Raw genomic sequence first — 12,763 nt, 5'->3', positions numbered from 1 at the left:
CCTGCACAGGACGTCGTCCAGGGCCTGCCGGTCAGCGGCGGCCTCCGCCCTTGGCTAAGCTGGGGGCACGTGCCACAAACTTCCGGAGGTAATCCCCCATGGCCAAATTCGACTCTTCCCCCGGGAAAGCCGAAAGCCCCGACCCCGCCCAACCCGCCAACGCCGCTAAGAGCGCGGGAAACAGGAAGCGCGCAGGGTTGATCGCCGGCGCCGGAATTGTCGCCGTCGCCGCAGCAGTACTGATTCCCCTCGCCCTCGGAAACCCGACGCCGGCACCGCCGGCCGCTTCTTCCCCCACCCAGTCGGCACCGTCGCTCGCCCCTGCCGAGGTGGGACCGCCCGTCACCTATTACGCCCAGCCGGGTCCGCCGGCCGGTTCGCCGCTGGAAAAGGTCGAACCCCTCAAGGTCGATGTCTCCAACGACCTCGTGGGCACCTCCCTGAACAAGGGCATGACGGGAATTTCCCTGGAGGCCACGGATCTGGCCGATCCCGACCTCAGCAGCGACAACGCGTCGATGGTCAAGCTGCTCCAGGAGATCGACGAGCCGGTCCTGCGTTTCGGCGGCAACGCCGTGGACCGGCGCTTTTTCTGGACATCCAGCGGCGAGGCCGTCCCCGCCGACTACAAGGGCGACAAGACTCACCCGGTCAAGGCCGTGGGCCCGGAAGACCTGGTCCGGCTCAAGACCCTGCTGGAGGCCGGGGATGCCAAGGTCAGCCTCACAGTGGACCTGGGCCACTACAATCCGGCCCGGGCAGCGGACATGGCCAAGAACGCCTCGGCGATCCTCGGCAACCGGCTGCTGAGCATCACCGTGGGCAATGAGCCCAACGGCTTCGTGTTCAACGACGTCAAAAGCGGCAGCGGCTACAGCCTGGAGCAGTACATCCGGGAACTGAAGGACTACGCGGCCGCAATCTATGCAGTGGCGCCCAACGTGCCCATCTCCGGCCCGGGCGCCTACGACCAGAAGTGGTGGCAGCCGTTCGTCGACGCGGACCTCCCGCAGAAGAAGATCCTGACGTTCCACCACTACCCGCTCTCGAACTGTGACGGCGGCTTGCCCCAGGACTCGCCTACGTTGGCAAACGCGATGAGCCGAACGATGCACGACCGTAGCGTGAACTACCAGAAGGCGGCCCTCGCGGTGGGTCAGGCCGCCGGCCTGGAAACCTGGATTCCGGAAACCGGGATCTCGGCGTGCCCCGGTTCCAATGAGACCTCCCGTACCCACGCATCTGCGCTGTGGGCGGCAGACTATGCCCTCACCGCCGCCCAGCTGGGCATCACCCGAATCGGCTTCCACAGCTCGTTGCTGACGTGCAAGGGCGGCCCGCCCCTGTCCGCCATCTGCAGCGCCGGAGCTTACCCGTTCGGCAACGGCCAGATGTCCGGCCGGGCCAACTTCTTCGGCATCTCCATGGTGGCCGAGCTCGAGGCCGGCAAGTTTATGAAAGTGAACAGCTCCGGAGGCGGCCCGGCGTTCAGCTACGCGCTGCAGAACGCGGACGGCAGCACGAGCGTTGTGATCATCAACGAAAACGACCCCGAAAAGGCCGCGCAGACTTCCGTCACCCTGAACCTGCCGGGCAAACCGGTCACCGGGACCATGACCCAGCTCAGCGGCCCCAGCTACTCAGCCGAGAACCAGACCGTCATCGACGGCGCCAAGACCGAGCCCAAGCCCCTCGCCAAGCGCGCCACGGTCCCGGGGTTCGCGTACAAGTCCCCGACCCAGCAGCTCCAGCTGACCGCCGGAACAGTGACGGTCCTGAACTTCAAGTACTAGCCACTTGAGCAAAAAGTGCCCCGGTCCTGTCTGAACTGTCCAGACAGGACCGGGGCACTTTTTGTGGCGGTGCGTGCTAGTTCAGCAGCGCATCCACGAAGCCTTCGGCGTCGAACGGCGCGAGGTCGTCGGCGCCTTCACCCAGGCCGATCAGCTTCACCGGGACCCCGAGGGACTTCTGGATGGCGACGACGATCCCGCCCTTGGCGGTGCCGTCCAGCTTGGTCAGGACGATCCCGGTGATGTTCACGACCTCGGAGAACACCCGGGCCTGGTTGAGTCCGTTCTGGCCGGTGGTGGCGTCCAGGACCAGCAGCACCTCGTCCACCTCGGCAAGCTTTTCGATGACCCGCTTGACCTTGCTGAGCTCGTCCATGAGGCCCACCTTGTTCTGCAGGCGCCCCGCGGTGTCGATCATGACGACGTCGACTTCCTGGTCGATGCCGGCCTTGACGGCCTCGTAGGCCACCGAGGCGGGGTCCGCGCCGTCGATGTCCGACTTCACGGTGGGCACGCCGACGCGCTGGCCCCACGTGGCCAGCTGCTCGGCCGCGGCGGCGCGGAAGGTGTCGGCCGCGCCCAGCAGCACGTCCTTGTCCTCGGCCACGAGCACGCGGGCGAGCTTGCCCACGGTGGTGGTCTTGCCAACGCCGTTGACGCCGACAACCATCATGACGGCGGGCTTGTCGCCGTGGCGCTCGACGTTCAGGCTCCGGTCCATGGTGGGGTCCACGAGCTTGATGAGTTCCTCGCGGAGCAGGGCCTTGACGTGCTCAGGGTCCCGCGTGCCCATCACCTTGACGCGTTCGCGGAGCGAGTCCACAAGCTGCATGGTCGGTTCGGTGCCGAGATCGGCCAGCAGCAGGGTTTCCTCGACCTCATCCCAGACGTTTTCATCGATCTTGTCCGCCGAGAGCAGGGCCAGGAGCCCCTTGCCCAGGATGTTGTTGGACTTGACCAGCCGCTCGCGCAGCCGCATCAGCCGCCCAGCCACCGGCAGCGGGGTCTCCACCGGCACGGTTTCCAGCCCGGCTGCGTCGTCCGGAACCTCGAGGGTTGGTTCTTCGAGTTCGACGCCGTCCGGCGCGGTCCGTGCCGGTGCCGGTGCCTGCGCGGGACGGTCCTCCACAAGGGTTCCGGCTCCCGGGGCCTGCACGGGGTCGTTTGCGTCACGCGGGCCGGTGTAGGTCTTGGAGCTCTTCCGGGTCTTCATGAGCACCGGGATCAGCACACCGAGGACCACCAGGACAGCGAAAATGGGCAGAATGATGGGGAGGATATCGTTCACTCCCCTAGCTTCTCACAATCCCCAAATGGGCCGTGGCCAGCGCTTTTGTTGCGCGTGGACGCCGCCCTGCCGGGACTTGGACGTTTGCCTAGATCTCCGCACTGAGCCGCTGGCTGATTACCGTGGAGACGCCGTCGCCGCGCATTGTGACGCCGTAGAGGGCGTCGGCGACTTCCATGGTGCGCTTCTGGTGCGTGATGACGATCAGCTGGCTGGATTCGCGGAGCTCTTCGAAGATGGTGATGAGCCGGCCCAGGTTGGTGTCATCGAGGGCGGCCTCGACCTCGTCCATGACGTAGAAGGGCGAGGGCCGTGCCTTGAAGATGGCCACCAGCAGCGCCACGGCCGTCAGGGAGCGTTCGCCGCCGGAAAGCAGCGAGAGCCGCTTGATTTTCTTGCCGGCCGGGCGGGCTTCGACCTCGATGCCGGTGGTGAGCATGTCGGTGGGGTCGGTCAGGACCAGCCGGCCCTCGCCGCCGGGAAACAGCCGGGCGAAGACGCGGACAAACTGCCGGGAGGTGTCCTCGAACGCCTCGGCGAAGACCTTCTGGACGCGGTCGTCGACTTCCTTGATGATGTCCAGCAGGTCCTTGCGGCTGGACTTAAGGTCTTCGAGCTGGGTGCTGAGGAACTGGTGGCGCTCTTCCAGCGCGGCGAACTCCTCCAGCGCCAGCGGGTTGACCTTGCCGAGGGCGGCGAGGTCGCGTTCGGCGCGTTTGAGCCGTTTTTCCTGCTCGGCCCGGACGAAGGGCTTGCCTTCGGAAATCTCACGGCCGTCCTCGTCCACCGGGGCGCGCAGTGCGGCCCATTTGTCCGCGGAGTCGCCGGCCGGGACCGGGACGGGCTGGTCGGGTCCGAAGTCGGCCACGAGCTGCCCGGCGGTCAGCCCGAGCTCCTCCACGCTCTTCAGTTCCAGCGCCTCGATCCGCAGCCGCTGCTGGGTGCGGGCGAGCTCGTCGCGGTGCACGGAGTCGGTGAGTTCGGCCAGTTCGCGGGCCAGGGCGTCGTTGCCGGTGCGGACCCCGGCCAGTTCCCGGTCCATGGCGTCCTTGCGTTCCTCGGCGCTGTCCCGCTCCCGGCGGGCCAGTTCCACGGAGACGTCAATGAACCCGATGACCTGCTGCACGGCGACGGCGACGGCGGCGGCGCGCCGGGCCTGGAGCCTGCGGCGGTGGGCGCGTTCCGCGGCTTCCTCGCGGGCGCGGCGTTCGGTGGCGGCGGCCCGTTCCAGCGAGGCCGCCCGGTTGCGGGTGGCCGTGAGCTGTTCCTCGGCGCTGCGCAGGGCGAGCCTGGCCTCCATCTCGGCCGTGCGGGCCAGCGAGGCGGCCAGGGCCAGGGCGTCGCGGTGCTCCGGGGAGGGTTCCTGCTCCGCGGGGGCCTCGGTGGCCGCGGCGAGCCGGGCCGCCACCGCTTCCAGCGCACTTTGTTCGCTGACAATCTGGGCCTCAGCCCGGGACAGGGACGCGGCCAGGCGCTCACTTTCGGCGACGGCGCTGCGCAGCACGGCGTTCAGGTGGCCCAGGCGTTCGGCGACGGCCGCGAGTTTCGCGTCGGAGTCGTGGAGTTTCGCGAGGGCCGCGTCGGCACGGTCCTGGGCTTCGGCGCGCCGGGTCCGGGCGGTGGAGAGGGCGAAGCGGTTGCGTTCGAGCGCGGCAGTGACGGCGGCCAGCTTCGCGGCGGCGTCGTCGACGGCGGCCTGGACTTCCAGCAGCGACGGCGCCGACGCGGACCCGCCGGTGACGGTCAGCGCCGTGAAGACGTCCCCGGCCCGGGTCACGGCGGTGAGTTCGGGACGCGCGGCGATCAGCTGCGCCGCGGCGTCCAGGTCCTCGACGACGGCGACGCCGGCCAGCAGGGCCGGCAGCGGCAGGCCGGCGCCGTCCGGCCCATCAGCCGAGACCAGGTCCACGGCCCAGCGCGCGCCAACGGGAAGCGTGCTGCCGCCGGTTAATGCATCGGCCGACAGCGCAGCGGCCAACAGCGGCGGTGACCCGGCCGGGGTGCCGGCGAGCAGCAGCGCGGCACGGCCGGCGTCGTCCGCGCGCAGCAGCCGCACGGCAGCGGCGGCCGTTTCCTGGTCCCGGACCACCACGGCGTCGGACGCGCTGCCGAGTGCGGCGGCGGCGGCGGCCTCGAATCCGGCCTCCACGGTGATCATGGACGCCAGGGGTCCCAGGACCCCGCCGGCCAGGTCCCCGGCGGCCGCGCCGAGCACGTGCCCGGAGCCGTCTTTGCGGTTCAGGCCCAGCTGGAGGGCGTCGCTGCGGGCCATGAGGGCGCCGCGTTCCCGCTCGCCCTCCCGCTCGGCCGCCTTCAGGGCATCAATCTCGGCGATGATCGTATCGAGGGCCTCGCTCGCGGCCTCGTAATCGGCGTCGAGCGATTCCTCGCCGTCCTCGACCCCCGCCACCTGCGCTTCCAGGGCGGTGAACTCGCTGTGCGCCTGCCGGCGGCGCTCCTCGCCCGCTTTTTGCGATTCGCGGAGGCGGCCGAGCTCGGACTGGGCGGACTCGACGCGGGACCGTGCCGCGCCGACCTGCCCGGCGAGCTTGGCCAGGCCTTCACGCCGGTCCGCGGCGGCCCGGAGCAGGGCGGCGAGCCGCTTGTCCTCGGCGGCGGCGGCTTGTTCGGCGTCGTGTTTGGCGGCTGACGCGGCGTCCAGGGCTTCGGTCCGGTCCAGGATCTGCCGTTCCAGCCCTGCCTGCTCGTCGCGGACGCGGGCGGCCTGTTGTTCCAGCTGGTCCGGATCCCGGCCGGTGTCCGGAACCACGTCCGCGGCGCCGAGCAGCCGGCGGCGCTCCTCGGCGAGCGAGCCGAGGGAACGGAGCCGTTCACGCCCGGTGGAGAGCGAATACCAGTTCTCCCGCGCGGCGTTCAGCGCGGGCGTGGCCTCGGCTGCGAGCCCTTCGAGGACCGCCTGGCGCTGCCGCCCGGCCTCGAGGTCCCGTTCGACGACGGCGCGGCGTGCCTTGAGCGCCGATTCGTCCGCTACGTCCTGGGCCAGCGCGGACTGCAGCTGGACGAGGTCGTCGGCCAGGAGCCGTGAGCGGGCGTCGCGGACCTCGAACTGGACGCTCTGGGCGCGCCGGGCAACTTCCGCCTGTTTGCCCAGCGGGGTCAGTTGCCGCCGGATTTCGCCGGTGAGGTCGCTGAGCCGGGACAGGTTGGCCTGCATGGCCTCGAGTTTGCGGACCGTTTTTTCCTTGCGACGGCGGTGCTTGAGGATGCCCGCGGCCTCCTCAATGAAGCCGCGCCGGTCCTCGGGGGTGGCGTGCAGGACCTTGTCCAGCTGGCCCTGGCCCACAATCACGTGCATCTCGCGGCCCAGGCCGGAGTCGGAGAGCAGTTCCTGGATATCGAGCAGCCGGCATCCGGCCCCGTTGATGGCGTATTCCGAGCCGCCGGTCCGGAACAGCGTGCGCGAGATCGTCACCTCGCTGTATTCGATCGGGAGGGCGCCGTCGCTGTTATCGATGGTCAGCGAGACGTGCGCCCGGCCCAGGGGCGGCCGGCCCGAGGTACCGGCAAAGATTACGTCCTCCATCTTGCCGCCGCGGAGGGTCTTGGCTCCCTGTTCGCCCATGACCCAGGCCAGCGCGTCCACCACGTTGGATTTGCCCGAGCCGTTCGGGCCCACCACGGCGGTGACGCCCGGTTCGAATTCAAAGGTCGTCGCTGAGGCGAACGACTTGAATCCCCGGACGGTCAGACTTTTCAGGTGCAAGGTGCTTCGGTTCTCCTGGTTGGCGGACTGGCCCGCTGTTCGACGAAAGCATGATTCGGGCGGACGCGGGGGGTCCGGGGCGGCCCCGGATACTTACAATCTACTGCGCATCTGCGGCCATTCCGCGCAGAACAGCGCGAAGCCGCGGCGGATGGCGTAGGCCGCATATGCGGGAATTGACCTGCACGGGGCATAGTTAAGCTCTCGGGCTTGTGAGCGGCCACCGCCGGAGCGCAGGACGGACATGAACAGGGGCTTGATTTTGGTAGGCAATGCAACATTCCGGCACAGCAACACCGCTTTACTATCGGTGAGCAGCGTCGAAGCTCCGACGATCGTCAGTTCCATGGACTTCGACCGCAAGCTGGCTACGACCCTGCGGCGGCTGGGGGTCCCCCCGAAGCTGCTCGAACGGGTCGCAGGCATCACGCACCGGCGGTGGTGGGCCCCCGGAACATCGTTCGACGACGCAGCCATCGAGGCGGGCGCCAAGGCCCTGGCCGAGTCCGGCATCGAAGCGTCCGAGATCGGTCTGCTGATCAACACGTCCGTTACGCGGCGCAACCTCGAACCGTCCGTCGCGGTGAAGATCCACCACGGACTACAGCTGCCTTCGTCGGCCATGAACTTTGATCTGGCCAACGCCTGCCTCGGATTCGTCAACGGCATGACGCTCGCGGCCAACATGATCGACTCCGGCCAGATCAAGTACGCGATGATCGTCAACGGTGAGGATGCCCAGGCAACGCAGGAGGCCACCCTGGCCCGGCTGCAGCGGCCCGAGACGACCCGCGAGGACTTCAACCGCGAGTTCGCAACACTCACGCTCGGCTCCGGAGCCGCTGCGGCCGTCCTGGGCCCGGCGGACGAGCATCCAGGGGCGCACCGGATTCTCGGCGGCGTGATGCGTGCCGGCACCGAGCACCATGAACTGTGCGTGGGCAGCATCGACGGCATGGCCACCGACACCAAAGGCCTGCTCGACGGCGGCCTGCAGCTTGTGGTCGACGCCTGGCACGAGGCCCAGCCGGAGTGGAACTGGGCCTCGATGGACCGCTACGTCACGCACCAGGTGAGCACTGCCTATACCCAGGCCATCATCAACGCCATTGACCTGGACCCGGACAAGGTGCCGATCACGTTCCCGCACTGGGGCAATGTGGGCCCGGCCTCCCTCCCCATGACCCTCGCGGCCGAAGCGCAGACTCTCGCAACCGGGGACCGCGTGCTGTGCATGGGCGTCGGTTCCGGCCTGAACACCGCCATGGTGGAAATCGTTTGGTAACCGCGGACTGGCCCGGCGTCGACCCTGAATGGTCGCGCGACATCGATGTGGCGTCCACCTCCGCCGCGGACGAGCCCGGCACCGTGCGCCGCTGGCACCTGCTTGACAACGGTGCCCAGCTCACGCGCCGCGGCCTGACTCCTGCCGGCACCCTGCTGTGCGTGCACGGCAACCCGACGTGGTCCTACCTGTGGCGGACCCTGCTGGCCGCCGGGTCCGACCCCGCACATCAGTGGCGCGTCGTGGCCGTGGACCAGCTGGACATGGGCTTCTCCGAGCGCACCGGCACGTTCCGGCGCCTGGAGGACCGGATCAACGACCTGGGCGACCTCACCGCCGCGCTCGGCCTGGACGGGCCGGTCGTCACCGTCGGCCACGACTGGGGCGGCGTAATCAGCCTCGGCTGGGCAGAGGCACATCCCCAGCAGCTCGCCGGCGTGGTGTTGACCAACACCGCCGTCCATCAGCCCGCCGGCACCCCCGTCCCGCCGGCGCTGCGGCTCGCCCTGCACCCTGCCGTGCACCGCTGGGGAACGACGACGTCGGATGCGTTCCTGCGGGTGACCCACGCCCTGGCCCATCCGCCGCTCGCTGCGGACGTCCGGCGGGCCTTCATGGCCCCCTACCGCGGCGCCGGCCGCCGCGCCGGCGTGGGGCACTTTGTCGCGGACATTCCCGCCGACGCGTCCCATCCCAGCTTCCCGGCGCTGACCCGCGTCGCGGAAGGGCTGCGCGGGTTGAGGACTCCGGCCCTGATGCTCTGGGGCCCGCGGGATCCGATCTTTTCCGACCGGTACCTCAAGGACCTCATCGGCCGGCTGCCGGACGCGAAAGTCCACCGCTTCGAAGGTGCCGGCCACCTGGTCGCGGAAGACCGGGACATCGCCGCGCCCGTCTTCGAGTGGCTTGCCGAGTGCGTCCGGGCCAACGGAGACGGCCTGCAGCGGACAGCCGCCCCGGCCGACGGACCGGCCGACCGGCTGGCCGACCACCCGTCGCCGGACTACGGGTCCGGGCCTCTGGAGCCCGGCAGCGGGGCCCCGCCACTTTGGGCGCCCCTCGCTGAGCTGGCGGCGGGACCCGCAGCCGGGGATACCGCCGTCGCGGAAATGGGCACGGACGGCAGCGTCGCCCGCTCGCTTAGCTGGCAGGAGCTGGAACAGAACATCGCCGCCCTCGCGGCGGGCCTGCAGGAAGCCGGTGTCGGGAACGGCAGCCGGGTGAGCCTGATGGTTCCGCCGGGCGTGGACCTGACCGTGGTCCTCTACGCCTGCCTGCGGCTCGGCGCGGTGGTCGTCGTGGCCGATGCCGGCCTCGGCACCCGCGGCCTGAGCCGCGCCGTGCAGGGCGCCACCCCGGATTTCCTCATCGGAATCGACAAGGCCCTGGCGGCCGCCGCGGTACTCGGCTGGTCGGGACGGCGCATCAGCGTGCGGGACCTGCCGGCCGCCCGCCGCCGCCTCCTCGCCGTCGAAACCTCCCTCGCCGCCCTCGCCCGCCGCGGAGCCAGCCTCAGCCCGGAACTCCCCTGCCCGGGTCCGGACCCGGACGCCCCCGCCGCCGTGCTGTTCACCTCGGGCTCCACCGGTCCCGCCAAGGGCGTGCTCTACACGCACCGGCAGCTGGCCGCGATGCGCGACACCGTGGCCGAAACGCTGGGGATCGCCCCGGGCGCACGCCTGGTGGCGGGCTTCGCGCCGTTCGCCCTGCTGGGTCCGGCGCTCGGAGCTGTCTCCGTGACGCCCGCCATGGACGTCACTGTGCCCCGCACCCTGTCGGCCMGCGCGCTGGCCGACGCCGCAGCAGCCATCGACGCCACGGTGATCTTCGCCTCGCCCGCGGCGCTGCGCAACGTCCTCGCCACCCGGGCCGGCCTGAGCCGGGCCGGTTACGATGCCCTGGGGCGTGTGGAGCTGCTGCTCTCCGCCGGCGCGCCGGTCCCCGAAGCCCTCCTCGCTGAGGTGCAGCGGCTGCTGCCGCGGGCCTCGCTGCACACCCCGTACGGGATGACCGAGGCGCTGCCCGTCACGGACATCAGCCTCGAACAGATCCGCGCCGCCGGGGCCGACGCCGCCGCCGGAACCGTGGCGGGGGCCGGCAACGGCGTATGCGTGGGCCGGCCGGTGCACGGCGCCCGGGCGGCCATCATCCCGCTCGCCGCGGACGGCACCGCACCCGGGAACGAGCCCGTCACGGAGGCTGGAGTGACCGGAGAGATCCTCGTCAGCGCCCCGCACGTGAAGGATACCTACGACAGGCTTTGGCTGACCCAGCGCGAGAGCGTCCGCACGGCCGGATGGCACCGCACCGGCGACGTCGGGCACCTCGACGCCGCCGGCCGGCTCTGGGTGGAAGGACGCCTCGTGCACGTCGTGACGGCGCCGGGCGCTGTGGTGACGCCTGTGGGCGCCGAGCAGGCCATCGAACGCCTGGACGACGTCGGGATGGCCGCCGTCGTCGGGGTCGGTCCGTCCGGGACCCAGGCCGTCGTCGCCGTCGTCGAAACCGTTCCGCCGGTCCGCCGGGCCGGCCCCGCCGCGCCGCAGCTGGCGGGCCGCGTCCGGGACGCCGCCCGTGCGGCAGGCGTCAGCGTCTCCGCCGTGCTCGCCGTCCCCTCCCAGCCGACCGACATCCGCCACAACGCCAAGATCGACAGGAGCCGCCTGTCCCGGTGGGCTACGGCGGTGCTGGCCGGCGGCCGTCCGGGCACGCCGTGAGGGTCCTCGTCACCGGCGCGAGCGGACTGCTCGGGCGGGAAGTGGCGCGTCTGCTGGTGCGGCAGGGCCACGCCGTCAGCACATTCCAGCGCCGCCCCTCCGGCGTCGACGGCGCTACGGACCTCCAAGGGTCCCTTGCGGACGCGGCCGCCGTCCGCCGAGCCGTCTCCGGCGCCGAGGGCGTCATCCACCTGGCCGCGAAGGTGTCCTTCACCGGCCGCGCCGCAGAGTTCGACGCGGTGAATGTCGAAGGCACGCGCCGCCTGCTCCTGGCCGCCCGCGAGGCCGGCGTGCGGGAACTGGTGTTCGTCTCCTCCCCCTCCGTGGCCAATTCCGGGGCCGCGATCGCCGGACTCGGCGCCGAGGCAGCGGACCCGGCCCGCGCGCATAGCGACTACTCCCGCACCAAGGCCGAAGCTGAACTGCTGGCCCTGGCCGCGGACTCGCCGGATTTCCGGGTCGCGGCGGTGCGCCCGCACGTCGTCTGGGGCCCGGGCGACACGCAGCTGGTGGAGCGCGTGCTGGAGCGTGCCAGCCGCGGCCGCCTGCCGCTGCTCGACGCCGGTGCGGCCCTGATCGACACTACCTACGTGGACAACGCCGCTTCGGCCATCGTCGCCGCGCTTCACCGCATGGAGCACGTCCACGGCCGGGCGCTGGTGGTCAGCAACGGCGAACCCCGCCCTGTCGGCGAGCTGCTGGCGGGTATTTGCGCCGCGGGCGGCGTCCCTGCGCCGTCCTGGGCGGTGCCGGGCAGCCTCGCGCGCGCTGCAGGATCGGTGGTGGAGAAGCTCTGGTCCCGGTCCGGCCGGGCCGGGGAGCCGCCGATGACCCGATTCCTCGCTGAGCAGCTCTCCACCGCCCACTGGTTCGACCAGCGCGAGACCCGTGAACTCCTCAACTGGGCCCCCGCCGTTTCGCTTGACGAGGGCCTGGCGAAGCTGGCGGGGCACTACGCCCGGACTCCCCCTACCAGCGCCCGTTCCGAGGCCGGGGCTGGCAGACGGGGCAGGTGTACGAGGACCGGTTCATGAACTGTTCCCGCAAGAGCCGGCTGACCCGGCCGGCGGCGGCGCAGCGCTTGCACTCGAGGCCCTCCCGGCCGTAGGCGTTCAGGGAGCGGTCGAAGTACCCGGAGGCTCCATTGACGTTGACGTAGAGCGAATCGAAGCTCGTGCCGCCGGCGGCCAGGGCATCCGCCATGACCTCGCGGGCGGCATCGATGACCCGCAGCGCGTCGGCGCGGCGCAGGGTGTCGGTGGGCCGGGCGAAGTGCAGCTGCGCCTTCCAGAGGGCCTCGTCCGCGTAGATGTTACCGATCCCGGAGACCAGGCCCTGGTCCAGCAGCGCCCGCTTAAGCCCGGTCTTGCGGGCCCGCAGTCGCCGGTAGAAGGTTTCGAAGGAGAACCAGGGGTCCAGCGGGTCACGGGCAATGTGCGCGGCTTCCTCGGCGATGAGCGGCAGCGGCGATTCGGCGAGGCCGCCGGGGCCGCCGTCGTCGGTGGGGATCAGCGTGGTGAGGAACAGTCCGCCGAAGATGCGCTGGTCCACGAACCGGAGTTGTCCGGGCATGCCGTCGTCCGGGCTGAGCCGCAGCCTGACCTTCAGGTGTTTTTCGTCCGGAACCCCGGGGTCCTGCATCAGCAGCTGGCCGGACATGCCCAGATGGGCCATGAGCGCGACGGCGGGGGCCGGCTGGTCGGCCAACTCGTCGGCCGGGATACCGTTTCCGGACGGGGCGGGCGTGTCAGCCAGCGGCATCCACAGGAATTTGCCGCGGCGGACCACGTCCAGGACCCGCGCGCCTTCAAGGTTGCCGGCAAAGTCTTCCGGGCCCAGGGCGTGCCGGCGCAGGGAGCGCGGGTCCAGCACCTCTACGGAGGTGATGGTCCGGCCGCGCACCCAGCTCACCAGGCCGCGCCGGACCACCTCGACCTCGGGCAGTTCAGGCAACGC

The 12,763-nt window shown here is 70.7% G+C and carries 8 protein-coding genes; 4 read left to right on the top strand and 4 right to left on the bottom strand.

Annotation, left to right across the window (positions count from 1 at the left end; translation table 11 throughout):
- Window positions 1-98 precede the first annotated feature (98 nt).
- Window positions 99-1,793, top strand: coding sequence for a hypothetical protein (locus AC1DXI_RS07050; RefSeq protein WP_476938020.1), 1,695 nt, complete (start codon window positions 99-101; stop codon window positions 1,791-1,793).
- Between the two features lie 76 nt (window positions 1,794-1,869).
- Here the strand turns inward: AC1DXI_RS07050 and ftsY are convergent, their stop codons facing one another.
- The 3 genes from ftsY to AC1DXI_RS07035 form a co-directional block, all read right to left on the bottom strand.
- Window positions 1,870-3,081 carry a signal recognition particle-docking protein FtsY gene (gene ftsY / locus AC1DXI_RS07045; RefSeq protein ID WP_476938019.1) on the bottom strand — a complete coding sequence of 404 codons (1,212 nt, stop codon included), beginning with the start codon at window positions 3,079-3,081 and terminating at the stop codon, window positions 1,870-1,872.
- Window positions 3,082-3,169: 88 nt separating this feature from the next.
- Window positions 3,170-6,805: a chromosome segregation protein SMC gene (gene smc, locus AC1DXI_RS07040; protein ID WP_476938018.1), complete on the bottom strand. Its 3,636-nt coding sequence runs from the start codon at window positions 6,803-6,805 to the stop codon at window positions 3,170-3,172.
- Window positions 6,806-6,898: 93 nt separating this feature from the next.
- Entirely contained in the window at window positions 6,899-7,153 is a 255-nt protein-coding gene (locus AC1DXI_RS07035; protein ID WP_476938126.1) for a hypothetical protein, read from the bottom strand.
- Between AC1DXI_RS07035 and AC1DXI_RS07030 the strand changes: the two genes are divergently transcribed.
- Genes AC1DXI_RS07030 through AC1DXI_RS07020 form a run of 3 tightly spaced genes read left to right on the top strand, consistent with a single transcriptional unit; the run spans window position 7,068 to window position 11,841 of the window.
- On the top strand, window positions 7,068-8,090 hold the full coding sequence (locus AC1DXI_RS07030; RefSeq protein ID WP_476938118.1) for a 3-oxoacyl-ACP synthase III: 1,023 nt from the start codon (window positions 7,068-7,070) through the stop codon (window positions 8,088-8,090). The genes AC1DXI_RS07035 and AC1DXI_RS07030 overlap by 86 nt on opposite strands.
- Window positions 8,084-10,807, top strand: coding sequence for an alpha/beta fold hydrolase (locus AC1DXI_RS07025; protein WP_476938017.1), 2,724 nt, complete (start codon window positions 8,084-8,086; stop codon window positions 10,805-10,807). Before AC1DXI_RS07030 ends, AC1DXI_RS07025 begins: the two co-directional genes overlap by 7 nt.
- On the top strand, window positions 10,804-11,841 hold the full coding sequence (locus AC1DXI_RS07020; protein ID WP_476938016.1) for an NAD-dependent epimerase/dehydratase family protein: 1,038 nt from the start codon (window positions 10,804-10,806) through the stop codon (window positions 11,839-11,841). The genes AC1DXI_RS07025 and AC1DXI_RS07020 overlap by 4 nt, the downstream gene beginning before the upstream one ends.
- Here AC1DXI_RS07020 and mutM read toward each other — a convergent pair.
- Window positions 11,777-12,760, bottom strand: coding sequence for a bifunctional DNA-formamidopyrimidine glycosylase/DNA-(apurinic or apyrimidinic site) lyase (gene mutM, locus AC1DXI_RS07015; RefSeq protein ID WP_476938015.1), 984 nt, complete (start codon window positions 12,758-12,760; stop codon window positions 11,777-11,779). The two genes, AC1DXI_RS07020 and mutM, sit on opposite strands and share 65 nt — an antisense overlap.
- Window positions 12,761-12,763: the final 3 nt, after the last annotated feature.

The sequence above is a fragment of the Arthrobacter sp. P1_H7 genome, from assembly GCF_056405215.1.
Note: the sequence above shows the minus strand (reverse complement) of the source record. Positions and strands in the feature narration are given on the sequence as shown.

Bases quoted from the DNA above. Each gene is read 5' to 3' on its own strand.
- AC1DXI_RS07035 (WP_476938126.1), bottom strand. From the start codon at position 7,153: ATGGAACTGACGATCGTCGGAGCTTCGACGCTGCTCACCGATAGTAAA.
- AC1DXI_RS07050 (WP_476938020.1), top strand. From the start codon at position 99: ATGGCCAAATTCGACTCTTCCCCCGGGAAAGCCGAAAGCCCCGACCCC.